Annotated in this window: 19 protein-coding genes; 18 read left to right on the forward strand and 1 reads right to left on the reverse strand. The window is 45.9% G+C overall.

From position 1 onward, the window contains the following. Positions 1-26 precede the first annotated feature (26 nt). From ACDE64_RS03935 to ACDE64_RS03970, 8 genes are all read left to right on the forward strand, one after another. Positions 27-3,641, forward strand: coding sequence for an NEAT domain-containing protein (locus ACDE64_RS03935; protein ID WP_411349064.1), 3,615 nt, complete (start codon positions 27-29; stop codon positions 3,639-3,641). A gap of 160 nt (positions 3,642-3,801) precedes the next feature. Next, entirely contained in the window at positions 3,802-4,722 is a 921-nt protein-coding gene (isdE, locus tag ACDE64_RS03940) for a heme ABC transporter substrate-binding protein IsdE (protein ID WP_411350226.1), read from the forward strand. A gap of 144 nt (positions 4,723-4,866) precedes the next feature. Beyond that, positions 4,867-5,820 (forward strand): FecCD family ABC transporter permease, encoded by a 954-nt coding sequence (locus tag ACDE64_RS03945; protein ID WP_411350227.1) that lies wholly within the window; start codon positions 4,867-4,869, stop codon positions 5,818-5,820. Beyond that, positions 5,810-6,595 carry an ABC transporter ATP-binding protein gene (locus ACDE64_RS03950; RefSeq protein ID WP_411345211.1) on the forward strand — a complete coding sequence of 262 codons (786 nt, stop codon included), beginning with the start codon at positions 5,810-5,812 and terminating at the stop codon, positions 6,593-6,595. The genes ACDE64_RS03945 and ACDE64_RS03950 overlap by 11 nt, the downstream gene beginning before the upstream one ends. A 143-nt stretch (positions 6,596-6,738) precedes the next feature. Further along, positions 6,739-7,845: an MBL fold metallo-hydrolase gene (locus ACDE64_RS03955; protein WP_411345212.1), complete on the forward strand. Its 1,107-nt coding sequence runs from the start codon at positions 6,739-6,741 to the stop codon at positions 7,843-7,845. 624 nt (positions 7,846-8,469) lie between these two features. Further along, positions 8,470-10,095: an ABC-F family ATP-binding cassette domain-containing protein gene (locus tag ACDE64_RS03960; RefSeq protein WP_411345213.1), complete on the forward strand. Its 1,626-nt coding sequence runs from the start codon at positions 8,470-8,472 to the stop codon at positions 10,093-10,095. Positions 10,096-10,479: 384 nt separating this feature from the next. After that, positions 10,480-11,352 (forward strand): cation diffusion facilitator family transporter, encoded by an 873-nt coding sequence (locus ACDE64_RS03965; protein WP_411345214.1) that lies wholly within the window; start codon positions 10,480-10,482, stop codon positions 11,350-11,352. A 41-nt stretch (positions 11,353-11,393) separates the two neighbouring features. Next, positions 11,394-12,038: a hypothetical protein gene (locus tag ACDE64_RS03970; protein WP_411349065.1), complete on the forward strand. Its 645-nt coding sequence runs from the start codon at positions 11,394-11,396 to the stop codon at positions 12,036-12,038. 128 nt (positions 12,039-12,166) lie between these two features. Here the strand turns inward: ACDE64_RS03970 and ACDE64_RS03975 are convergent, their stop codons facing one another. Further along, positions 12,167-12,331, reverse strand: a complete 165-nt coding sequence (locus tag ACDE64_RS03975) for a DUF1328 domain-containing protein (RefSeq protein WP_411349066.1) — start codon at positions 12,329-12,331, stop codon at positions 12,167-12,169. Between the two features lie 305 nt (positions 12,332-12,636). Here ACDE64_RS03975 and ACDE64_RS03980 point away from each other — a divergent pair, with 305 nt between their 5' ends. From ACDE64_RS03980 to ACDE64_RS04025, 10 genes are all read left to right on the forward strand, one after another. Then, complete coding sequence (locus ACDE64_RS03980; protein ID WP_411345216.1) at positions 12,637-13,161, forward strand: DUF948 domain-containing protein; 525 nt, start codon at positions 12,637-12,639, stop codon at positions 13,159-13,161. A 214-nt stretch (positions 13,162-13,375) separates the two neighbouring features. Continuing rightward, positions 13,376-13,948, forward strand: a complete 573-nt coding sequence (locus ACDE64_RS03985; protein WP_411345217.1) for a hypothetical protein — start codon at positions 13,376-13,378, stop codon at positions 13,946-13,948. Between the two features lie 140 nt (positions 13,949-14,088). Beyond that, on the forward strand, positions 14,089-14,433 hold the full coding sequence (locus ACDE64_RS03990) for a general stress protein (protein WP_411345218.1): 345 nt from the start codon (positions 14,089-14,091) through the stop codon (positions 14,431-14,433). A 233-nt stretch (positions 14,434-14,666) separates the two neighbouring features. Beyond that, positions 14,667-15,836, forward strand: coding sequence for a SpoIIE family protein phosphatase (locus ACDE64_RS03995; RefSeq protein WP_411349067.1), 1,170 nt, complete (start codon positions 14,667-14,669; stop codon positions 15,834-15,836). Beyond that, the gene (locus tag ACDE64_RS04000; RefSeq protein ID WP_411349068.1) at positions 15,833-19,531 is read left to right on the forward strand and encodes a response regulator; all 3,699 of its coding nucleotides are present in this window, start codon (positions 15,833-15,835) and stop codon (positions 19,529-19,531) included. Before ACDE64_RS03995 ends, ACDE64_RS04000 begins: the two co-directional genes overlap by 4 nt. Positions 19,532-19,697: 166 nt before the next feature. Then, positions 19,698-20,591: a CheR family methyltransferase gene (locus ACDE64_RS04005; protein ID WP_411349069.1), complete on the forward strand. Its 894-nt coding sequence runs from the start codon at positions 19,698-19,700 to the stop codon at positions 20,589-20,591. Positions 20,592-20,609: 18 nt separating this feature from the next. Continuing rightward, positions 20,610-22,277, forward strand: coding sequence for a response regulator (locus ACDE64_RS04010; protein ID WP_411349070.1), 1,668 nt, complete (start codon positions 20,610-20,612; stop codon positions 22,275-22,277). Positions 22,278-22,515: 238 nt separating this feature from the next. Next, the gene (locus ACDE64_RS04015; RefSeq protein ID WP_411345223.1) at positions 22,516-22,854 is read left to right on the forward strand and encodes an STAS domain-containing protein; all 339 of its coding nucleotides are present in this window, start codon (positions 22,516-22,518) and stop codon (positions 22,852-22,854) included. Between the two features lie 18 nt (positions 22,855-22,872). Continuing rightward, positions 22,873-23,325 (forward strand): anti-sigma B factor RsbW, encoded by a 453-nt coding sequence (rsbW, locus tag ACDE64_RS04020; protein ID WP_411345224.1) that lies wholly within the window; start codon positions 22,873-22,875, stop codon positions 23,323-23,325. After that, positions 23,322-24,098 carry a sigma-70 family RNA polymerase sigma factor gene (locus tag ACDE64_RS04025; protein ID WP_367064155.1) on the forward strand — a complete coding sequence of 259 codons (777 nt, stop codon included), beginning with the start codon at positions 23,322-23,324 and terminating at the stop codon, positions 24,096-24,098. Before rsbW ends, ACDE64_RS04025 begins: the two co-directional genes overlap by 4 nt. Positions 24,099-24,130 lie beyond the last annotated feature (32 nt).

Consider the following 24,130-nt stretch of genomic DNA (forward strand, 5'->3'; position numbering starts at 1 on the left):
AAGTCTATTTTGTTAACAGGGGGAGCATGACTTTGAAAAGGCGCTTTGCACCATATGTAATAAAATGTATTGTTTTTGTAATGCTGTTCTCTATGATCTCACCGGCACTGCCTTCCGCTTTCGCAGAGGATACAGGTAGCGGTGATTCCAGCAGCGTAAGTGCCGACACCTATGGTGATTCCTCGTCCGGAACAGTCAGCAATGACACCTATTCACCAGCGGAAACACCTATATATGTCCCTTCGCAGGACCCGCTGAGCCAGTTTAACTATTCCACGGCTACAACGGCTACGTATGATACGTATGCAGATGGACAGTATACGATTGGGTACAAGGTTGTTCGTACTACGGATACTAGCCGAGAAGTGACTGCTTTCCGCGAAAGCTATGGGAATGCTGATCGTCCTGGTCGTGTGATTGTTGATAATGGAAAATATACTTTTAGTTTCCGCGGAGTAAATGCAAATGGTTTCGTTGATCTGACTGCTACTCAGAATAATCATACAAATGCAGCGGTATATACTGAGGAAACTGACTTTGTTACTAATGCTGACGGAAAAAAAGTGAAAACTAATTTTACCAGAGTAAGTTTTGATGTATACGATTTAAACAGTCAAATTACGTTGAATTACAAATTTAATGATCTTGATGGTTCAGGCTATTTGATTCTTGATCCTTCAACCTTAACACCGATTACACCAGTCGTAACAGAGCCGGAAACACCAGTAGATCCTGATATTGTGGAAGCGGCAAAAGGAACTACCAAAGATATCACATATACGGCTTTAAAAGATGGAACAACACAATCTTCAAGTATGAATAATTATATGGTGAATCCTGCTAAGTTTGTTATTACCTCAAATAATAAAAAATATGTACAACTTACACTCAAAAGCAGTAGCCAGATTACTGGTTTCCAAACACAGGTCGGCACAAATTATATAGATGCCGGTATCATTTCAAAAGATTCCACTAATAATACCCGCACGATTCAATTTGCTGCCGATGCTCTGACAGTAGATAGCAAAGTTATATCTGCCAAAGTGCATGTGGTGACTACTATTCCAACTGGTCAGGTGTACGACAGTTGGTATACCGTTCAACTACAATTTGATACGAGTGTACTGAATGAAGTCACTTCAGAGGATATCCAGTATAACGTATACAAAGATCAAACGAATGAAGTTTCGATATTGGACGGTTATCTGGTTAAACCCGCACAACTAATCACACAAAATGGGAAGAAATATATTCGTCTTAAAGTAAAAAGTAGTGATCTTATTCTTTCTTTCCAAACGCCGATTAACGGTGTGAACACTGAAGCAGAAACTGTTGAATCTGACACAGCCAATAATATGCGAACGATTCAATTTCCTGTAGATGACCTGTCACAAAAATTGACAGCCTACACGCATATTTATATACCAGACTTGAATTATGATCACTGGTACTACGTACAATTTCAATTCGATAGCTCCAGTCTGCCTGAAAATCCAAATACGGGTTCAAGCCTTACACCTGAACCTATTAAGTTACAAGATGGCTCCTATACGATTGACTTCTCCGCTTTGAAATCCGATAGCGATGAAGCATCCACAATGGGTAACTATCTTGGTCAAACAGCCGATTTGACAGTGAAAAATGGACTGTACAATGTATCGTTAGCAGTGAAAAGTAGTAATATCATTCCAAGTTTCAAAGTTGAAGAAGATGGAACGTTTGTAGAAACGACAAAGGTAAGCGAAGATACGGATAACAATCAACGTATCGTTTCGTTTAGCACAAAACAATTACAAACGATTATGAATGCTCAAGTTCATGTACAAATGCCGAACTACGACATGACGCATAATCTTCGTTTGCAGTTTAATCCAGATTCCATCCAATCCGTCTCTACAACACCAGACGGCATGGCGGATGGCAAATATAGTGCGTCCCTGACAGCTTACAAATACGGAACCAAAGAAATTTCCGTGATGGATGAATATCTCGGTAAACCGGCAACGATACTCAAAAAATCCGGTAAATACTATGTACAAGTAACACTCAAAAACAGTAGCTGGATCAAAACGTTCAAAGTCGGCGGACAAGATGCGCAAGTGATCGAAACGTCCGGCGATACCCGTGTCGTTCAATTCCCAGTAACTGAACTGCCGCGCAAAGTGAAGATCAATACGCACGTCATTGTGCCGGGTCTGGAAATCGGCGGCGTGGCTTATGATCACACGTATGATGTCGATCTGCAAATCGGTTCGCTTATGCCTTACGAAGCACCTAAGCTGTCCGCAGCAACCACGACGGTTCCGCTGGACTTTACCAACCTGGCAGCCGGTAAGTACAAACTGCCATTCAGCATCGTAATGCCAGGTGTTGCTGCTGGTACATCGTCTCCACTGGATCGCTTTATGTCATCGGAAGAGCCAGTACAGTTGACTGTAGAAAACGGGAGTCGTTACGTAACGATGACACTGAACAACGGCAATAACATCAAAGCGTTGCGTGTCTCCAATGACGGCAGCTATACCGATGCCGAAGTGGTCAGCAGTGATGAAGCGAAGAACACCAAAACGGTCAAATTCAGCGTGTCCGACTACACCCAAAATGTACCCGCACAGCTCGTAACGACCGGCGGTGTCAGCATCGCCAGCACAACGGATAGCAGCGACACTGTATACGATTTTGCCTTCAAATTCGATACAGCGTCCGTGACTGCGGATAGCTCTACGACTGATACGGCAAATGGCAAACGCACCAACAATATTGCGAATGGCGACTACACTGCCACATACCGCATTTTGAAAAATGGTTCTGATGCAGATTCTGTACTGACACCGTATCTGGATCGCACTGCCAAATTGACAGCAAAAGACGGCAAAGTGTATGCGACCATCACGATTGCTGATGGTGAAGCAGTGCCGGTATTTATGACTGATTATGAAGGCAAATACACGGCACCTGAAGTAGTATCGCAATCGCAAGACGGCAAGTCTCGCACAGTCACATTCGAAGTTCCTGATCTGGACAGCAAGCTGAGTATCTTCGCTCATGCCCACGTTTCGTCCCGCTATATGAACAACGAGAAACTGGGCGGTCAACTGCTGTTCGACCGTGCAACTTTGAAATCCAATGATGGCACCACTGAGACACAACCTGCACCAACAACGGAAGCAACGCCTGCCAACCCATCTGGCACAACTGGCACTGTTCCGGCAGAAGAAGCAACGACAGGCACGAACGGTTCCAGCGACACTGGTACAACCGTGACTGCACAGAAATATAGCATCAACGTCAAAGTATACAAAGACAAGAGCAGTGAATTGTCCGTGATGAACGATTATGTGACTCCAACCGCTACACTGGTGGAAGAAAACGGCGTAACGTATGCTGAACTGACACTGAAAAATGGCAGCTGGATGCCTGTCTTGCAAGTTGAGCAGGACGGCGCGCTGAAGGACGTGGAGAAGGTATCCTCGACTGGCGCAACCACAGTCGTTCGTTTCAAAGTGGACAATCTGTCCAGCAAAATCAATGCGTATACGCATGTCGTAGTACCGGGTCTGGTCATCGGCGGCGTACCATATGATCACTGGTATACGGTGCAATTCCAATTTGACGAAGCCAGCAAAAAAGAATTGAGCTAACAACACCATATTCATACAGGCTTGATCCTGTACGCTTGCAAGTCTTGGCATTCCTTTATGCCAGGGCTTGCGGGCATTTTGGAAACTATTTTGAACGTTGGAGGGAATATAGGTGAAGTTATATTCATCCCGTCGCACCGGATACCATACACGTCCAGCGATGTTTGCACGCAAGCCGATCTATGAGGGATTGTCACTGCTGCTTCTGCTCATGCTAATCTTGTCCGGCTGCTCGTCTGCATCCGGTACAACATCTACTTCCGCTGCTGCGGACAATGAGAGTACGTCCAGCAACAGTCAGGCGCGCATTGTCGCAACGACAGTAGCGATTACCGAGATCGCCAACGCGCTGGATCTTGATCTGGCAGGCAAACCGACCAGCAGCAAAACACTACCGGAACGCTATAAGGATGTACCCGATGTTGGTAACCCGATGAGCCCGGATATGGAAAAAGTCATGTCGCTCAGTCCGACGGATATTTTATCTGTAACGACGCTCCAATACGATCTGGAACCGAAATTCAAAGGGTTGAACATTAACGCTGAGTTTTTGAATTTTGAAAGTCTGAGTAATATGGAAAATGAAATTACTAAGCTGGGTGCTCGTTTTGATCGTGTACAGCAGGCAGAACAGGTCAACAGCAAGCTGCAAAGCAAAGTGGCTGAGATCAAGAAAGAAGTAGCAGGTAAGCCATCGCCGAAAGTGCTGATTTTGCTAGGTGTACCGGGTAGTTATCTGGTAGCGACCGAGAATTCGTATATCGGCGATCTGGTGAAGATTGCGGGCGGTACGAATATTGTGCAGGGCGAGAATGTAGAGTATTTGGCATCCAATACAGAATATTTGCAGCAATCGAACCCGGATATTATTTTGCGCGCGGCACATGGCATGCCGGAAGAAGTTGTGAAGATGTTTGACGAGGAATTCAAAACGAATGACATCTGGAAGCACTTCAATGCCGTGCAAAATGGGCGTGTCTACGATCTGCCAGAGCCTTTATTCGGCACCACCGCTAGTCTGGCTGCGAATGATGCACTGGATGAACTGGTCAAAATGATGTACCCAGACTCGAAATCATAACAATCTATTCAAGAACAGGAGAGAATCATGTTGCCGAATCTACAAACGACCCCGGTGGCAGCGGGACGTGCGGACGGACAGAGCGATGATACCCATCTGATCTACCGTCGTCAGCAGAAAAAGAGAACATGGAGCTTTATTGGAATGATCGTGCTGCTGGTCGGTGTCGTGCTGTATTCGGCGATGACAGGCAGTCTGCGCGTCGGTGCGCTGCAACTGATACAAGGGTTGTGGACTGGTGATGATGCGCAGGTGAATGTAGTGCGTGACTTACGATTGCCGCGCATTATTATTGCGGTGATGGCAGGAGCCGCTTTGGCGGTTGCCGGGGTGTTGTTTCAGGCGGTGATGAAGAATCCGCTCGCAGACTCTGGCGTGATCGGCATCTCATCCGGTGCTGCACTCGTATCGCTAATTGCGGTGACCATTTTCCCGGCACTGTATTTCTGGATGCCGGTCTTTTCCTTTCTCGGCGGGGCGCTAGCGTGTCTGATGGTATATGGCTTCTCGTGGCGCTCGGGGCTACATCCGGTACGGCTCATTCTGATCGGGGTAGCGGTGAATGCGATCTTTTCCGGTTTGGGACAGTCGTTTAATTATCGGGGTAGTTATGCAGTGACAAGCATTAATCAGGTGACCACCTCTACGTTGTCGATGAAAAAGTGGATTGATGTCGATGTTATGCTCTGGTATGGCGGTATCGGTCTGGCGCTGGCGCTGCTGGTGGCGACTTGGTGCAATTACTTGTCGTTGCAGGAGAAGACGGCGCGCAATCTGGGGCTAAATGTGACGCTGGCGCGGGTGCTAATCTCGGTCGTAGCGGTCATTTTGGCATCGACAGCGACAGCCATCGCGGGTGTGATTGTGTTTATCGGATTGCTCATTCCGCATATTGGCAGACAGCTGGTCGGCTCGGATCATAAGTGGCTGATTCCGTTCAGTGCGCTGGCAGGCGGAGTATTGCTATTGCTCGCGGATACGCTTGGACGAACCGTACTGGCACCGCAGGAGATTCCGGCGTCCATCCTTATGGCAGTGATCGGCGGACCGTTCTTGATTTTCCTGATTCGGAGGAGTGATCGCATCTATGGACGTTAATCAGATTACCTTTTCATATGATGGTAAAATCGACCGGCTGCATAGTGTGCAGACAACGATTGAACACGGTAAAATCACTACCATCATTGGTCCAAACGGCTGTGGCAAGTCTACGCTATTGAGCGTCATGTCCAACAATGGCAAACCGCGTCAGGGCGAAGTGATTCTAGACGGCAAAGCGATCGCCCGCTACCGTCCGCTAGAGCTGGCAAAGCAGCTGGCGGTCGTGCATCAGCAGAACGAGGCGCCGGATGATCTGACGGTAGAGAAGTTAGTCAGCTTCGGACGGATGCCGCACAAGACGATGTTTGCTAGTAATAAGGCAGAGGACGAAGAGGCGATAGAGTGGGCGATTGCCTGCACCAATCTGGAGCAGCGACGCTTTCGCACACTGGATCAATTGTCTGGCGGTGAACGACAGCGCGTCTGGATTGCGATGGCACTGGCACAACGAACTCCGATTCTATTTCTTGATGAACCGACGACGTATCTGGATATGTTTTATCAATTGGAAATTATGGAGCTGATCCAGCGGCTCAATCAGGAGTTTGGCTTAACGATTGTGATGGTGCTGCATGATATCAATCAGGCGCTACGTTATAGTGATGTGATGATAGCGATGAAGGACGGACGAATTCTGACGTCCGGGCATCCGCATGATATTTTGACAGCTGATTTAATGAAAGAAGTATACGATGTGCAGGTGCTGGTGCGCCGCGATGAGGAGGCAGGGATGTATATCGTGCCGATGCAGGCGGTGTTGCGGTCTGTCTGAAAGCGGGTAATATACCGACAAAGACAGCCAGCCTAGTCTCCAGCCTGCCCCCAACAATGCCAGGGTACTGTGGATGACACAGCTCTGGCATTTGTATTTGTTCCAGACATTCTACATTTTACATGCGGGAGGACAGCATCTTTATGCCAAAAACTCGTTATCATAACATCGACAACGTTAGTATCGACAAGACGCTCAAGCAATTCCGCCAATGGCGAGAAGATCGGCGCAAAAAGGCAAGCCGCGACCGCTCCTATCTCGTGCCTAATCATCCGCCAGAAATGGATTATTTGCACGCCAACCGCGATGATGCCTCGATTACATGGATCGGGCATTCGACTTTTTTTATACAATACGAAGGGCTGAATATCGTGACCGATCCTGTATGGGCGCAGCGCCTTGCTTTTCAAAAGCGTATCGGTCAGCCGGGCATTCCGATTGAAGATATTCCGCCCATCGATATTATCCTGATCTCGCATTCTCATTATGATCATATGCATATCAATTCGATCCGCAAGCTGTATCGTAGCTCGACAACGATTCTGGTGCCTCAAGGATTAAAATCCAAAATGGTACGCAAAGGCTTCCATCGTTGCCATGAGATGAAATGGTGGGAAACGTTCAAAATGGGTGACGCCAATATTACCTTCGTTCCGACCCAGCATTGGAGCCGTCGCACATTGCTCGATACCAATACGTCTCACTGGGGCGGTTATGTGCTGGAACCAGTACAGCATCCGGTCATGCCGGACGAGCCGCATAATGTATGGAATACAGAACTGGATCCGACGCATCCACGTCCGAAAATTCCAGAAGTCAGTAATAGCAAAGAAATGGGCTATGTCCATCGTGTAGTGCCACCGACCGTTTACTTTGCCGGAGATAGCGGATATTTCCCCGGCTTCATTGATATTGGACGTCGTCACCGTATTGATGTTGCTCTATTGCCGATCGGTGCATACGATCCCGAATGGTTCAGTAGCTCCCAGCATACGACACCGGAAGAAGCGTTGCGCGCCTTTTGCGACGTGTGCGCGGAGGTTATGGTGCCGATGCATTATGGTACATTCAAGCTAGCCGACGATACCGCTCGTGAAGCACTTGACCGTCTTGAAGCCGAACGAGATCGTCTCAACATCGAAAAAGATCGCATTCGCGTACTCGGCTACGGCGAGACGTTGGTCGTACATGGTCTGCTGGATGAAGAAGCGGAACAACGCGCCGATGCTTGTCGTGCGGATGCTTTATAAAAGAATATTGCGATATAATGCATGATAACAATCAAACATAGCAACGAAAGCCTCGTCTTCCCTATAGGAAAAGGAGGCTTTTTTATTGCAACATACAATAAGTGTACCCATATTGCTTGAAATAGTAACTGTTATATAGTAGTTACTATTTCATCATTAATAAAATACTTGACTACAAAATACTAACGACACAACCTTATTCGATTTTCGATTTTCGATTTTCGATTTTCGATTTTCGATTTTCGATTTTCGATTTTTAAGCATACGTTGCTATCCAACACTAAGCGGAGGGAGGAGAATTTGACCAAAGGACGACTTTGGAGCACGGGAATTTACATATATTCCTATTCCGCAGATTCCTGTGCTCCACCTAAGGACGTGGTCAAATCTCTTCCCGCAGCGATTGCTGCACCAGCAAGCATACATTAAATCCCCATCACTCCCAAAACTAACCTTCAAAATTTTAATCATCAAAACATTCATTCCACGCCTACGATTAGCCCAACTTGTGTGTTATACTAGTGCCAACAGTCGTTTTATGAAAACGAATACTGTCTTTTTCTTATGAGATCAGACATTTTCATTAAAACAACACTTTATAAACGATAAGGATGGGTTGTATACATGATAAGTACTTCAGGTGTCACGCTGCGTTATGGGAAGCGCGCCCTTTTTGAAGATGTAAATATTAAGTTCACACCAGGTAACTGCTACGGTCTGATCGGTGCGAATGGCGCTGGTAAATCGACCTTTCTAAAAATTCTGTCTGGCGAAGTGGAGCAGAATGAAGGCGAAGTGCATATCACACCGGGCGAGCGGATGGCGATTCTGAAACAGAACCAATCCGAATACGATGAGTTCCAAGTGCTGGAGACCGTCATCATGGGTCACAAGCGTCTGTACGATATTATGAAAGAAAAAGATGCACTGTACGCAAAGGAAAACTTCAGCGATGAAGATGGCATGCGTGCCGGCGAGCTGGAAGCGGAATTTGCTGAAATGAACGGTTGGGAAGCCGAAGCCGAAGCAGCTGAGATGCTGAATGGTCTTGGTATCGATAACGAAATGCAATACAAAACGATGAAGGAATTGAACGGCAACGAGAAAGTACGCGTCCTGCTGGCACAAGCGCTGTTTGGTCATCCAAACATCCTGCTGCTGGATGAGCCTACCAACCATTTGGACATCGAGTCCATTCACTGGCTGGAAAACTTTCTGGCATCGTATGACGGCACCGTTATCGTAGTCAGTCACGATCGTCACTTCCTGAACACGGTTTGTACGCATATCGCAGATATCGACTTTGGTAAAATCCAGATGTATGTCGGTAACTACGACTTCTGGTATGAGTCCAGCCAATTGGCTCTGCAACTGAGCCGTGAGCAAAACAAGAAAAAAGAAGACAAGGTGAAGGAACTGCAAGCGTTCATCCAACGTTTCAGTGCCAACAAATCCAAGTCCAAACAAGCAACATCCCGTAAGAAAATGCTGGACAAAATTACGCTGGATGATATTCGTCCGTCCAACCGTAAATATCCATTCATCAACTTCAAGGGCGAACGCGAAGCGGGCAAACAACTGCTGCTGATCGACGGTCTGACCAAAACTGTAGATGGCGAAAAAGTCATCGACAACCTGACCCTGACCGTGAACAAAGGCGACAAAATCGCACTGGTTGGTCCAAACGGCAACGTAAAAACTGCCTTGTTCCAAATCCTGATGGGCGAAGTAGAGCCAGATGCAGGTACGTACCAATGGGGCGTAACGACATCACAAGCTTATTTCCCGAACGACAACTCCGCGTATTTTGATGGCGTAGATGAGACGCTGGTCGACTGGCTACGCGATTATTCCAAAGACCCGGATGAATCGTTCCTGCGTGGATTCCTTGGTCGTATGCTATTCTCCGGCGACGAAGCGCTGAAAAAAGCAAGCGTATTGTCCGGGGGCGAGAAAGTTCGCTGTATGTTATCCCGCATGATGCTCATGGGCGGTAACGTATTGCTGCTGGACGAGCCGACGAACCACTTGGATCTCGAATCGATCACAGCGCTGAATAACGGTCTGATCGACTTTGACGGTACCATTTTGCTCACGTCGCATGACCATCAGTTCGTCCAAACAATCGCCAACCGCATCATCGAGATTACGCCAAACGGCGTCATCGACCGCATGATGAGTTATGATGAATATCTGGAAAGCAAAGAAATTCAAGAAATGCGTGATAAAATGTACCCGGTACAAGTATAATCACCGGAACATGTTTTTCATTTATTACTGTAAGCCTGTAGTTCATCGGATAGTACTGTCCGGTGCGCTACAGGCTTTTTTGCTGTTACGGAACATTTAGAACAGCAATGGTAGGAAGAGCCTGCCTTTACACATACAGCGTTATATTTACTATATTGAACAAAATTATTTATTGTGCACAGGCAAAATTGTTGAGTTACCCTTACAACATTTCGTCAGGCATACATGATTTGCCCGGCACTACAACGTTTAGTATAGGCTAAAAGGTTTGCCCTACCCTACAACGTTTCTCTAGACCCACAACAATGTCGTTTGTTAAGATGAACAGACGAAAGTGGAACCGAGTCATTGAGTAGGTTCCAATGGTGGGAGGATTCAGAACAAATGGTTGATGTGTATCAAAACCTAAAAGAAGGCGAACGTGGCGCGTGGCTCAGTATTATATCGTATCTGGTGCTATCCTCGTTTAAATTGATTCTTGGTTATTTATTCCTGTCGAGCGCACTACGGGCAGACGGAATGAATAATTTGACCGATATTGTGGCATCCATTGCTGTATTGATCGGACTGCGCATTGCGCGTAAACCGCCAGATTCCGATCATGCGTATGGACATTTCCGTGCGGAAACAGTAGCAGCACTTATCGCTTCGCTGATTATGGCGATGGTTGGCATTCAGGTGTTGATTGATGCCGTTCAATCGTTATTTGGTGGTAGAGAACAGGCACCTGAGCCATGGCTGGCAGCTGTAGCGTTAGTATGCGCAGCAGTCATGTACGGCGTATATCGGTACAATATGGCACTGGCGAAGCGTACGAATAGTCAGGCATTGATGGCAGCAGCCAAAGACAATCTGTCAGACGCGATGGTGAGTATCGGCGCAGCAGTGGGGATTATCGGCTCACAGTTTGGGATGCCTTGGCTCGATGTCGTAGCCGCCCTCGTCGTTGGCTTATTGATCTGCAAAACGGCTTGGGATATTTTGCAGGAATCGATGCATCGACTGACTGACGGATTTGATGAAAAGGAATTGCCAGAGCTGCGCGAAACGATTGCTTCTATTAAAGGTGTAGAACATATCAAAGATATTAAGGCTCGTGTTAACGGCAGTCAGGTGCTAGTCGATGTCATTATCGAAGTTGCACCGGAGATGTCCGTAAGCGACAGTCACCATATTACCGACCGGGTTGAAGCGGAGATGGCGAAAGTGCATAATATTCATTATGTACATGTGCATGTGGAGCCGAAGGATACCTGATTGGGAATACCGGCTCCTTTGGGCAAAAAGGAGGCCGTACGTTGAACCAGTCACCGCAACTTGATCCATCCTCACCATCTCAGCGACATCAACCGTCTGATCCTTCACGCAAACGTCGAAACAAACGTCGCTGGCTGATTGCACTGCTCGTGCTTATTTTATTGTTAGGTGGAAGCGTCGCGTTATTATCGTGGATGATTGCGCCGCAGCGTCAGCCGGGCTTAGCATATACTGGACTGGATATGCAGGCGAAGATTATCGAGATGGTCAAGCAGAAGAAACCGGAGATTACGTTATCTCCAGCGGAATTCAATGATCTGGCGCGAGAAGAATTGATGGAGCGTGCAGCCCGTTTTCCAGCAGGTGTTCATATTACAGGCGCCGATTTTAGCTGGAAAGGCAATGTGGTGCAGGCGGATGTACGAGGTAGCTTATGGGGCATACCGTTTGGCGCACTGCTGGACTTTGATGCGCAGCGGCAGGGCAATGCGTTAGTGTTGTCACATGTGCATACAATGGTGAAGCATGGTGCCTTTAACTGGCCGCATTTGCAGCCCATTTCGATTTCATTGAACAAATATGTACCCGCTATTGTGGAGGTGAGCGATCTTCAATTCGGAGATCAGCAGCTTACCGTTACATTTAAACTGGATTTATTCACATTACCTCGCTTATTATGGAGATAGCAGACAGACAGCAAGCGAAAAAAGCAACATGATCCTGTAAAGGAATCATCCTGCTTTTTTCGCTTTTTGCTGTGTATGAAAGTATTACGCTGCAATTGTCTTCTCATGTACGAAGGGTGCACCGCTAACTAATAGGTTCGACGTCGTCCGGTAAACAGACTAATCACGAACAAGATCAGGAACAGGAAGAACAATACTTTGGCAATAGTCGCTGCTGCTTCCACGATACCGAAGAAACCAAAAATACCGGCTACGATGGCAACGATCAGGAAAATAATAGACCATTTCAACATGAGTTTCACCTTCTTTCAGGGTAGATTTGCCTATATGTAGGCGTTCATCAATGAATCCAACGGGAGTTCCATAATAAACATATCCAATATGGCAATATGTTCATTGTGGCGTTGTTCCGTTAGCGGATCGTAATGAAACTTAACCTTGAATTTCCAGCTTGAAACAAGCTAGCAAAAAGGGGATGGCAGCAGTCGCTTTTTGTTTCGGTGCCTGATCAGGCGGGTAGTTAAGAGTAACATAAAGGTGCACCACGAAATACATCGAAGACAGAAAATTTCAATCGTTGAAGGAGAGGACAGACAATATGATCATTAGTATCAGTGTCGCGATTATCGCGATCGCATTCGCAGTACTCGTAGTATTTCTGGTTAAACTTTTATTGGCAGCAAAGGATTCGCTTGATAACGTATCCGCTACATTAAAAGACGTTCAGAAAACCGTAGAAGAATTAACCTATGAGGTGAAACAAACCGTACGTAACGTAAACGACATTACGTCGAACGTAGAGTACAAGCTCAAGCAAGTCGATCCAGTTGTTGATTCCGTCAATAATCTCGGTATCGTACTGAGCGAAGTAACAGAAACAGTCAAAGACTTGACGCTGAAAACAAAAGAAGTATCTGGTGCTTTTTTTGAAAAAGTAAAGTTCGCAAGTGGTGACACACACGAGCATGCCAACAATCCGCATGGCGTAGTTAAAGCTTCGACTCCAGAAGATCGCACGCTGCAATCGTATTCGGCTACATATGCCAAATCCGGTGCGTGGGTGAACACTGTTGATATTATCGCTAACGTATGGCAACGCCTGCGCAAAGCACAATCTCGTTAATTGACATTAGGATAATTATATTGCTTTGAAGTGTTATTCCTCTATTTAACCGGCAGAGCGAACTTTGTTTAGACGACTACGCTTTGCCGGTTGAATTATAGATGAAACAGACCTGTAACCCCGAATAGACAAACTGGTAACCAAGCAAGCTTTCTAATGTATTAAGATGTAGATATAACGCTTCACAGAAGCAAGCCGAAGAAAGGGTGAGACGATGCTAACTCTCATGATGTTACTCGCTGGAATATTGTCCCCTGACCCCGGTTATGATCAAGTATCTGCTGCTTCCGTACAGCCGGTTACGACTGTACAGACCGCTCAATATGCTTCATCCACACCGGACACCGGTATTACGACTGCTCAGGCTTCTATGCCAACGGTATCGAATGCCGTATATGAAGAGGACCACAATTATACGTACAGCACACTGAATGGTGTATCGCTGGAAGATACCAAGGCGGATGTCATTCGCAAACTTGGAGAACCTGCGAGCATTGCAGAGAATGTGAGCGGCTATACCGAATACCGCTACAATCATCTGACTGTAGGTCTGCGCGATGGTCTGATTTATTACATCAGTGTCCCGGTAACAGCAGGTTCTATTGAACTGGATGGACAGCGTATTGCGCTAAATAAACAGGATATCACGAATGCACTTGGACAGCCGCAGTTTACCGCTGAGGACGGACAGGGCTATAACAATGAATTTTATGCCTTTAAGGTATTTACCGACCCAGAGACCGGCAATATTGTAAGTGCAGATATTTTTGACGCATTGTCTCAATAATAGACATGGTAGGACGTTGTTTCACGCAGCGAATATCATTATGCGCAAATTTTGACAACATACATGTTTCGGATGATTGGAATCGGGTTAATATACTGAATGACCATTTTGACAAACTTGAAAAGGATTGGTGAAACAGCATGGCATCTACCAACGCAAAACCTTATGCAAAAGTTGTAGAAAATGGAACACAGGCAGTAGCTGTAGTAAATGAACTTCGCAGTACCGGATATGGATTTGAGGAAGTGTATGTACTTGCTCACCAAAAAGACCGTACTGAAAAAATTGCTGAAACTGCTGATGCGCAAGAAATTGGCATCAAAGAAGAAGGCGCATTTGATTCTCTAGCGAATCTGTTCCGCTCTCGTGGTGATGAACTTCGCTCCAAAATTACTTCCTTGGGCTTTACGAAGGAAGAAGCAGATTTTTATGAAGAAGAGCTAGACAAAAATAAAGTACTGGTGATTGCACAGCACAAAGCCTGATGAATCACTTGCCTGTTTTGCGGAAAGAGGTTATATCAAACGCGTATACCCATCGTCCCCGCAAGGGCCCAGTATGGTAGGGAATACACCTTCAACATCACCTATTTGGTGGTGTTGAAGGTTTTTTGACGAGTTTTTGATATAGCCCCTTTTCATACGGATTTTAATGTATTCTAAAATCAGGAAGTATGGCATGATGTTTTAGGGTTGAATTCAAGGAATGAGGAGAAGATATGAATATATTAATCGTGGATGATAATCCGACTAATCTAATCATTATCCGGGAAATTCTGAAAAGAGAACAATATACTGATCTGGTCACTGCAACTTCAGCGAAGGAGATGTTTGATTATCTGGGACATGGAGAACCGGATGCTGTTTTGCGTTCCAAATCTAATACATTTGATTTGATATTGCTGGATATGATGATGCCAGAGATGGATGGGATCGAAGCATGCCGGATTTTGCAGCAAAATGAAGTGTTACGGGATATTCCAATTATTATGGTCACAGCAGTTGGGGATTCGAAGAAATTGGCAGAGGCATTGGATGCGGGTGCTGCTGACTATGTAACCAAGCCGATCAATAAAGTGGAATTGATGGCGCGTATTCGTCTTGCCTTGCGACTCAAGCATGAGAAAGATTGGCACAAAGAGCGCGATCAACATATTCAAGACGAATTGAAGCTGGCGAGTCTGGTACAGCACGCGGTGCTTAGTACACCGATTACAGATCAGCAATTCCAAATTGAAGCGCGCTATAAACCTTCGTTTGAGCTGGCAGGTGATCTGTATGCCTGGTATCCACTCGGTGAAGGACGATATGGCATCATTCTGCTGGATATGATGGGTCACGGTATTTCATCATCATTGTTCTGCATGTTTATTGCTTCCGTGCTCAAGGATACGGTCACTACATATGTAGAACCTGAGAAAGTTATCCAGGAGCTGAATCGTCGCTTTAATCAATTGCATATTGAGAATCAGCTCGTTCAGTACTATTTTACAGCGATCTATCTCGTTGTAGATACGAAGTACAAAAAAATCGATTATGTGAATGCTGGTCATCCGCCAGGTTTATTTTTTGATGATCAAGGTGAAGTGACGCGCTTGACGACAACGACATTCCCGGTTGGATTATTTGACCGTATTGATGCAGAGTCGAACAGTTTCCACTATGAAGGAGATGCGCATCTGGTGCTGTATACCGATGGTTTGCTGGAAGCGGTGGAAGGCGATCAAGAAGTACAGCTGGAGTTCTTAATCAATCAATTGAAACAAGGTCATCATCTACATCAAACAGATGTAGAACAGGTATTTTTCGAAGATATCATACCTGCCGACCGGGACGACGACAAGTGTCTGGTCTGGATTTCGTTACAGGAAGGGACGGACAGTGAATGAAACTAAGAACGAAACTCGTTCTGGGGTTCAGTGCCATTATTATGATTTTAATGGCGCTGGGCTTTATTACGTATGACCGTATGAATTACATGAACGAACAGCTGGACAAAGTATATCAAGATCGGTATTTGAAAGTTCGTTATTCTACCGATGTTCGTTCCGAAATGAACATCATTGCCCGCGAAATCGCCAATGTATTGCTCAGTGCCACTACGCAGCCAGCGCAAAGTCGCAGCATCATTGAAGAAAATATCGCAAGTGGTAACAATAACCTCAAGTTGCTTAAAGCTGGCGCAGATACGCCGGAAGAACGCCAGTTAACGGCTACCGTTACAACCAACTGGCAGACTTATATCGAATATGCTCGCAAAGTAACTGATTTGTTATCTCAGGATCAGATTGCTGCCGCGAATAATTATCGTACTACGAGCGGCTTGCCTGCTCAGATTAATCTGAATGATAGCCTGGGCATCCTGTCGAACTATCAAGATACGACGATTGATCAGGAGATTCAGGCAGCCAATACGGCGTATCAGAATTCGATTCGGATGACCACATACGTCATGGCATTCGGGATTTTGCTAAGTCTGTTGGTTATGCTATGGATTGTACCGAGTATTAGCCGTGGTCTGGGAACGGTATCCCTGATGATCAAAGGCTTTTCCGAAGAGCGTTTTGGCGCCATTCGTCGCATCAAAGTGAAATCGAAAGATGAGATTGGTGATGTGGCACGCGTATTCCAAGATATGGCGAATGATCTGCAAGAGAAGCGTAAGCTGGAAGAGCAGTATCAGCAGGCACAGGACGATCAATCTTGGCTCGCTTCCAATACTGGGCGCATTACCGAATTACTGCGTGGTGTCATAACACTTCAGCAAAGTTCGCAAACGTTCATTGATGAGTTTGCTCCGCGCCTCGGTGCGCATTATGGCAATCTGTATCTGCGTACTCATGAATCGCCAGATCATATTCATCTACTCGCTTCCTACGCAGCAGAAGGATTATTGCCAGCCAAAAAAGAATTGCGGGTTGGCGAAGGATTGGTTGGACAATGTGCCGCTGATATGAAGCCGATTATATTGGATGATGTACCTGCCGGTTATTTCCCGGTCAGTTCTTCTCTTGGTGCAAGTCAGCCGAAAAGTATTATGATTTATCCGATTCTGTTTGAAGAGGAATTGCTCGGTGTTATTGAAATGGCATCGCTGCAAGGGTTCACATCGCTGCAACGACAGTTGTTGCACATGCTGTTGCAAGATCTCGGCGTCATTGTCAACAATATCAACCGTCGTCTGCATGTAGAGCAATTGCTGCGCGAATCTCAGGCACTGACCGAAGAATTGCAAAGTCAGTCGGAAGAATTGCAGATGCAGCAAGAAGAGATGCGTCGTTCCAATGAGCGACTGGAGGAGCAGACCGAGGAACTGAAACGTTCTGAAGATTTGCTGCAACGTCAGCAACAGGAACTGGAGCATTTTAACAATGAACTGATCGCCAAGACACGCGAGCTGCAAGAGCAGGTACAGCATGTTGAGGAGCAAAATGAAGAGATTGAGCAGAGCAAGCATCAGCTGGAGCAACAGGCGATGCAGCTGTCTGTAACTAGCAAATACAAATCTGAATTTTTGGCGAATATGTCGCATGAATTGCGCACACCGCTGAACAGTCTGCTCATTCTGTCGCAGCTGCTGACTGAGAATAAGGATGGAAATCTGACTGACAAGCAGATGGAATACGCCAGCACCATTTATATGTCCGGTGCCGATCTGCTCAAAATGATCGATGAGATTCTCGATCTGTCCAAAGTAGACGCAGGCAAAATGGAAATGAATCGCGAGACGATGCCAGTCAAAGTACTGGAATCGTTTGTAAATATGAACTTCGCTCCGGTCGCTGCTAAGAAGAACATCGATTTGCATGTGAATATTGGCGACAATGTGCCGGAATACTTGGTCACCGATGAACATCGAGTGAAACAGGTGCTGCGTAACATGCTATCCAATGCGTTCAAATTCACTGAAAAAGGCTACATCGAAGTGGATATCAGTGAATCGGACGGCAAGGATCTGCCGGTATATTTGCGTAAGCAGGATGAATATATCGCTATTCGGGTTACTGACAGTGGGATCGGTATTCCACAGGACAAGCTGGATCTGATCTTTGAAGCATTCCAGCAGGTCGATGGCACAACCAGCCGTAAGTATGGCGGTACAGGATTGGGACTTTCGATCAGTCGTGAATTGGCACGCCTGCTGGGCGGTGGCATTACCGTAAGCTCTGAGCATGGCAAAGGCAGTAACTTTACGCTATATCTACCTAAAGTATTACCAACAGCAGAGGATCAGCCTGCCAACACGTCTGGAACATCGGTTGATCTGGTGAGTGCTTCGTATCTGCCGTCAGACTTTATCAGTCAGCAATTGCAGAATAGTGGCAATCCGTCGCGCAATCGCATGATGGAACAGGAAGAGAGTAAAGTGATCGCGGCTACGATTCTGGATGATCGCGATACTCTTAATAAGAGCGATAAGGTATTGCTAATCATTGAGGATGATCCGAACTTTGTTCGTATTTTGATCGATATGGCGCGTGGTCGTGGATTCAAGGCATTGGTAGCGATGCAAGGCGATACAGGACTTCATATGGCGAAGACCTACAGTCCAGACGCGATTATTCTGGATATTCAGCTGCCTGTGATGGATGGTTGGGCAATTCTGAGTGAACTGAAGAGCAATGCTCAGACTCGCCATATTCCAGTTCACGTTATCTCGGTAATGGATGATGTGAAGCAGGGCTTAATGATGGGAGCAATCGCTTATCTCAAAAAGCCATCCAGCAAAGAATCGCTGGAAAAAGCATTCAATCAGCTACAAAATTACACTGAACAAGGACTCAAGCAGCTGTTGATCGTTGAAGATGATGAGATTCAGCGCAAATCGATTATCGAATTGATCGGTCACGACGATGTAGCGATTACGGCTGTATCTACCGGCGGTGAAGCCCTGCAACAACTGAGCAGCAAGCGGTATGACTGTATGGTACTGGATCTGATGCTAACAGATATGACTGGGTTTGAATTGCTGGATCGGATTCGTGAGAATCAGCAGCTGCGCGATCTGCCAATCATTATTTATACAGGGAAAGAACTGGATACCAAGGAAGAAACTCAGCTGCGCAAATATGCCGAGTCGATTATCGTCAAGGATGTGAAGTCGCCGGAGCGCTTGCTGGATGAGACAACCTTGTTCCTGCATCGGGTGGAAGCTGATTTGCCGGAAGACAAACGCCGTATTCTACAGAAGCTGCACAACAAAGAAACATTGTTTGAAGGCAAGCGTATTTTGCTAGTCGATGATGATATTCGCAATGTATTTGCTCTATCGAGTGTGCTAGAAGGATATCGGATGGATGTCACGTTCGCTGAGAATGGACGCGAAGCAGTCGAGATGGTAGAGAAGCAGGACTTTGACCTCGTATTGATGGATATGATGATGCCGGAGATGGACGGTTACGAAGCGATGCGTCTGATTCGTCAGATGCCAGAACATGATAAATTGCCGATCATCGCACTAACCGCTAAAGCGATGAAGGATGATCGCTCCAAATGTTTGGAAGCCGGAGCTTCCGATTATGTGAAGAAGCCGATTCAAACGGATCAACTTTTATCACTAATGCGCGTCTGGTTGTATTCGTAAACCAAAAAAGTGGGTAAATGAAGTATAATATGGAGTACCAGGTTATTTTATAATATGATATGCATAATAAAGTGGAATGTCATGAATGATACGATTGCGCAACGACGTATAGATAAATGTATAGAGACTAGATAGAAGAGTTTACAGAATTGGGGCTGAAGAAACGATGACACCAATCGATCATGAGCAAATACCGAGTAGTTCCGAAACGCCCCAGGCGAACAACCAGATTACAACCAATATCGCAGAACGTGAGAATATCGAAATCGACTTGCTGCTGGAAGGTGTGCATCGACTGTATGGGTATGATTTTCGCAATTATGCCCGTGCATCGTTAACACGTCGGATTTGGCATCATGTGCATGCTGAGAAGCTAACCTCTGTGTCAGCACTTCAGGAAAAGGTCCTGCATGATCGTTCTTGCTTTGAGCGATTGGTGCAGAATCTGTCCATCCCGGTTACCGAGATGTTCCGCGATCCGCAATTGTTTCGTATGTTCCGCGAGAAGGTTGTTCCACTGCTGCGCACCTATCCATACATTCGGATCTGGCATGCAGGTTGTTCTACTGGCGAAGAGGTCTATTCCATGGCGATTTTGCTTCATGAAGAAGGATTGCTGGATAAAGCCCGAATTTATGCAACCGATATGAATGATCGTTCGCTACAGCAAGCACGAGAAGGTGTGTTTGGTATTGAGCGGATGCAGCTTTATACGAAGAACTATCTGGAAGCTGGCGGTACACGCTCCTTTTCGGAGTATTATACTGCCCGTTATCAGTCGGTGATTTTTCAGCCGTTTTTGCGCAAGCATATTATTTTTGCAGAGCATAATCTGGCGACCGACCGTTCCTTTAATGAATTCAATGTGATTTTATGTCGAAACGTTATGATTTATTTTGATGATAAACTGCGTGAGCGTGTGCATGGATTGTTCCACGAAAGCCTGAGCCGTTTTGGTATTTTGGTGCTCGGCTCCAAGGAGTCCATGCAGTTTACCGGTTACAGTGACAGCTATGAACCACTGGATCGGATTGAAAAGGTATACCGGAAAATTAACTAGAGAATGTAGGGGGATTCCATGAGGTTTCATGAACCGATTCATATCTTGCTCGTAGATGATCGACCTGAAAACTTACTCGCCCTGGAAGCCGTCCTTGAAAGTGAACGCTACAATCTGGTCAAAGCTACTTCGGGTGAAGAAGCGTTGCGATGTTTGCTCAAGGATGAATTCGCTGTGATTATTCTGGATGTGCAGATGCCGGGTATGGATGGCATCGAGACGGCCAAGCTGATCAAAGCTCGCGAGAAAACAAAAGAAATACCGATTATCTTCATTTCTGCCAACAGCAAGGAAGCTGAGCATCTATTCGCTGGGTATTCCGCCGGGGCAATTGATTATATGGTCAAACCATTCATTCCACAAATTCTCAAGTCCAAGATTGAAGGCTTTGTGAATATGTATTTGACCAACAAGCGACATAAAACCCAGTCGATGCTGTTACAGCAAAAAACGCTGGAATTGGAAAAGATGAATCAAGAACTCATCCGCGCCAAGGAAGATGCAGAGATTGCAGCCAAAGCCAAAACTGAATTTTTGGCAATGATGAGTCATGAAATCCGTACCCCAATGAACGGTGTGATCGGCATGATCGATCTGCTGATGGAAACCGATTTGCATCCTGAACAAAAAGGCTATGCCGAGATTATCCGCAGTAGCGCGGATACCCTTGTCATGGTCATTAACGATATTCTGGATTTTACGAAGATGGAATCAGGCAAAATGGAGCTGGAAGAGCATCCATTTACACTGGACTCCTGTATTGCGGAAGTATTCAGCCTGTTCTCGGTTGAAGCAAGCAAAAAGAATCTGGAATTGGTGTACCGGCTGAGTGATGATATTCCGGGGTACTTGTTTGGGGATATGGCGCGATTGCGTCAGGTCTTAATTAACCTGACAGCGAACGCGGTCAAGTTTACCGAACAAGGTGGTGTCTATCTGGAAGTCCAACGCAAAAGTCAGCTGGACGGCAGACTAGAATTGGAATTCAAAGTCAAAGATACGGGTATCGGCATCGCTCGGGAGAAACGCGAGCAGTTGTTTCAACCGTTTTCCCAGCTGGATTCATCCATGACCCGCAAATATGGCGGAACTGGATTGGGACTTGCTATCTGCAAAAATTTGGTGCAGATGATGGGCGGCGACATTTATCTGGATTGCAATGAAATGGATCTACAAAACGGAGCCATCTTTGCTTTTAATATTATGGTTGGTGAATATACGGTGGAAGAACCGGAAATCGGCAATCTGGAAGAAGGTCCGGCAAATTTGATTCACCCGAGGACGACAAACCCTCAGATCCTGATCGTGGATGATCATCCCATTAATCAGAAACTGATGGTGAGTATGCTCGGAAGACTCGGGTACACATGCGAAACAGCGGAAGATGGAGCGGAAGCAATACAGATGGCGGCAGCCAAAAGATATGATTATATTTTTATGGATGTGCAGATGCCAAACATTGATGGGTTGGAAGCCACCCGCAACATTCGCGAATTGCAGAATGGTGAACATACGGTTATTATTGCGATGACCGCTGATGTGATGGAAGGAATCAAAGCACGCTGTTTTGCTGCTGGAATGGATGATTATATTAGCAAGCCAGTTAAGATGATTAGTGTTCAAAATGCATTGGAGCGTTATTCCGCAGAATTGTCGCGCTTTGAAGTTAAGAAAACAGTATACTAAATACGCAATGACGTTTGTCCTATAGCAAGCGCGATGAATTGCAGGTAAGCTGGTAGTAATAAAAGCGCACCCGCGATCGATCGCGTTTTTGCCTTTATGGTTGTTACGACAACCATTTTTTGTGTTTTTAGTTACCGATTGGAAAGCAACATACCAACCGAATGGAATATATTGGTTGTTTCAGGTCTTCATCGGTTGGGTTATTAGTAAAGAAACCATTGTTCAGGGGAGAATGTCTATGAATACTAACAAAAATGAGAAATTCAATGCTGTAACCCAGATGGACGAACGTGCATGCACCGTATTTTTAAGCGGGGAAATGGATTTGTCGGTCGCACCTGATTTTCGTCTGGTTATGGAACCTTTGGTCGGTAACGCAGACCAGGACTTGATCGTAAATATGAAAGATTTGAAATACATCGATAGTACAGGTATCGGTATTTTGCTTTCTATCCTCAAAGCACGTCACGGTATGAATGCCAGCTTTACTGTTGAAGAAGTTCCTCCACAGATTCAAAGATTGTTTGAAATGACCGGTATCGCCAAGTTTTTTGCCCCTCAGGAGAACTCCCACTAGGAAAGGACCGAACATAGCATGAAAGCTGATACTCAAAAGGTAATCCTTAATCTGCCTGCCACAGCAGAGTTTGTTGATGTGGTACGTTTAAATCTGTACGGAATTGCTTCCAAAATGGGTTTTTCCTACGAAGATATTGAAGATATGAAGGTCGCTGTCTCCGAAGCATGTAACAACTCGGTTTTATATGCTTACGGTCAAGATGGCGGTCATATTGACGTTATTTTTGAAATTGGTGAAGAAACGCTGTCGATTATCGTTGAAGACGAAGGGGAGAGCTTTGACACGGTAACCGAAGTGGCGGATCAGTCCACCCTGCACGACAAAGAACTGAGCGATGTTCAAATCGGCGGATTGGGCTTTTATCTGATGCAGGCGTTGATGGATGATGTCAGCATTGAGAATGTGTCTGGTCAAGGAACACGCGTGACCATGTCCAAAAGCCTTGCTCGAAGTGAGGAAAGAGTATGAGTGAAAAAGTGACTCCCCCTGCATCGATGGACGAGGCAATCGGCCTGATCTGGGAGTATCAACAAACAAAGGACAATGATATTGCAACCGTACTGATCAAAAAGTACGAGCCGATGGTCAAAATGGCTGCCGGCAAAATTGCACGTAACCGTCCTGACCTGTATGAAGACCTGTATCAGGTTGGTCAGATGGCACTCATCCGTCTTTTGCAACAGTATGATATTTCCTTGGGGATTCCTTTTGAACCGTATGCCATGAAAAGTATGATCGGGCACATGAAAAACTTTTTGCGCGATAAATCATGGTACATACAGGTTCCGCGCCGTATTAAGGAAAAGGGTGCCCTGGTTCAGCAGGCGATTGACGAACTGACTGTGAAGTTAGAGCGTTCACCAAGTGTACGTGAAATTGCCGGATTCCTGGATCTGTCCGAAGAGGAAACGATCGAGGTATTGGCAGGACGCGAATGCTATCATTATGTATCCTTGGATTCCCCGCTGTCGCAAGAAGAAAGTGCAGCGACACTGGGTGAACTGATCAGCGCGGACGTGAATGATTACGATGCTGTGGAGAAACGTATGGATCTACAACAGGCACTTAGCCAGTTGAAGGAACAGGAGCAAAAAGTATTGCTGCTGGCTTTCCAAGAAGGTCAATCTCAGCGCGCGATTGCGCAGAAGCTGGGCGTTTCCCAGATGAGCGTATCACGTATCCAAAAACGGGCAACCGAGAAGCTGAAGCAGATCATGTCCAACGCTTCATCGTCTGGATAACGCCAGTGGGTTATTCCATTTCATATGCAACA

The sequence above is a fragment of the Paenibacillus sp. WLX2291 genome (assembly GCF_046603665.1).
In the GTDB taxonomy this organism is placed as follows: domain Bacteria; phylum Bacillota; class Bacilli; order Paenibacillales; family Paenibacillaceae; genus Saccharibacillus.

Bases quoted from the DNA above. Each gene is read 5' to 3' on its own strand.
- ACDE64_RS03935 (WP_411349064.1), top strand. From the start codon at position 27: ATGACTTTGAAAAGGCGCTTTGCACCATATGTAATAAAATGTATTGTT.
- isdE (WP_411350226.1), top strand. From the start codon at position 3,802: ATGTTTGCACGCAAGCCGATCTATGAGGGATTGTCACTGCTGCTTCTG.
- ACDE64_RS03945 (WP_411350227.1), top strand. From the start codon at position 4,867: ATGATCGTGCTGCTGGTCGGTGTCGTGCTGTATTCGGCGATGACAGGC.
- ACDE64_RS03950 (WP_411345211.1), top strand. From the start codon at position 5,810: ATGGACGTTAATCAGATTACCTTTTCATATGATGGTAAAATCGACCGG.
- ACDE64_RS03955 (WP_411345212.1), top strand. From the start codon at position 6,739: ATGCCAAAAACTCGTTATCATAACATCGACAACGTTAGTATCGACAAG.
- ACDE64_RS03960 (WP_411345213.1), top strand. From the start codon at position 8,470: ATGATAAGTACTTCAGGTGTCACGCTGCGTTATGGGAAGCGCGCCCTT.
- ACDE64_RS03965 (WP_411345214.1), top strand. From the start codon at position 10,480: ATGGTTGATGTGTATCAAAACCTAAAAGAAGGCGAACGTGGCGCGTGG.
- ACDE64_RS03975 (WP_411349066.1), bottom strand. From the start codon at position 12,331: ATGTTGAAATGGTCTATTATTTTCCTGATCGTTGCCATCGTAGCCGGT.
- ACDE64_RS03980 (WP_411345216.1), top strand. From the start codon at position 12,637: ATGATCATTAGTATCAGTGTCGCGATTATCGCGATCGCATTCGCAGTA.
- ACDE64_RS03985 (WP_411345217.1), top strand. From the start codon at position 13,376: ATGCTAACTCTCATGATGTTACTCGCTGGAATATTGTCCCCTGACCCC.
- ACDE64_RS03990 (WP_411345218.1), top strand. From the start codon at position 14,089: ATGGCATCTACCAACGCAAAACCTTATGCAAAAGTTGTAGAAAATGGA.
- ACDE64_RS03995 (WP_411349067.1), top strand. From the start codon at position 14,667: ATGAATATATTAATCGTGGATGATAATCCGACTAATCTAATCATTATC.
- ACDE64_RS04000 (WP_411349068.1), top strand. From the start codon at position 15,833: ATGAAACTAAGAACGAAACTCGTTCTGGGGTTCAGTGCCATTATTATG.
- ACDE64_RS04005 (WP_411349069.1), top strand. From the start codon at position 19,698: ATGACACCAATCGATCATGAGCAAATACCGAGTAGTTCCGAAACGCCC.
- ACDE64_RS04010 (WP_411349070.1), top strand. From the start codon at position 20,610: ATGAGGTTTCATGAACCGATTCATATCTTGCTCGTAGATGATCGACCT.
- ACDE64_RS04015 (WP_411345223.1), top strand. From the start codon at position 22,516: ATGAATACTAACAAAAATGAGAAATTCAATGCTGTAACCCAGATGGAC.
- rsbW (WP_411345224.1), top strand. From the start codon at position 22,873: ATGAAAGCTGATACTCAAAAGGTAATCCTTAATCTGCCTGCCACAGCA.
- ACDE64_RS04025 (WP_367064155.1), top strand. From the start codon at position 23,322: ATGAGTGAAAAAGTGACTCCCCCTGCATCGATGGACGAGGCAATCGGC.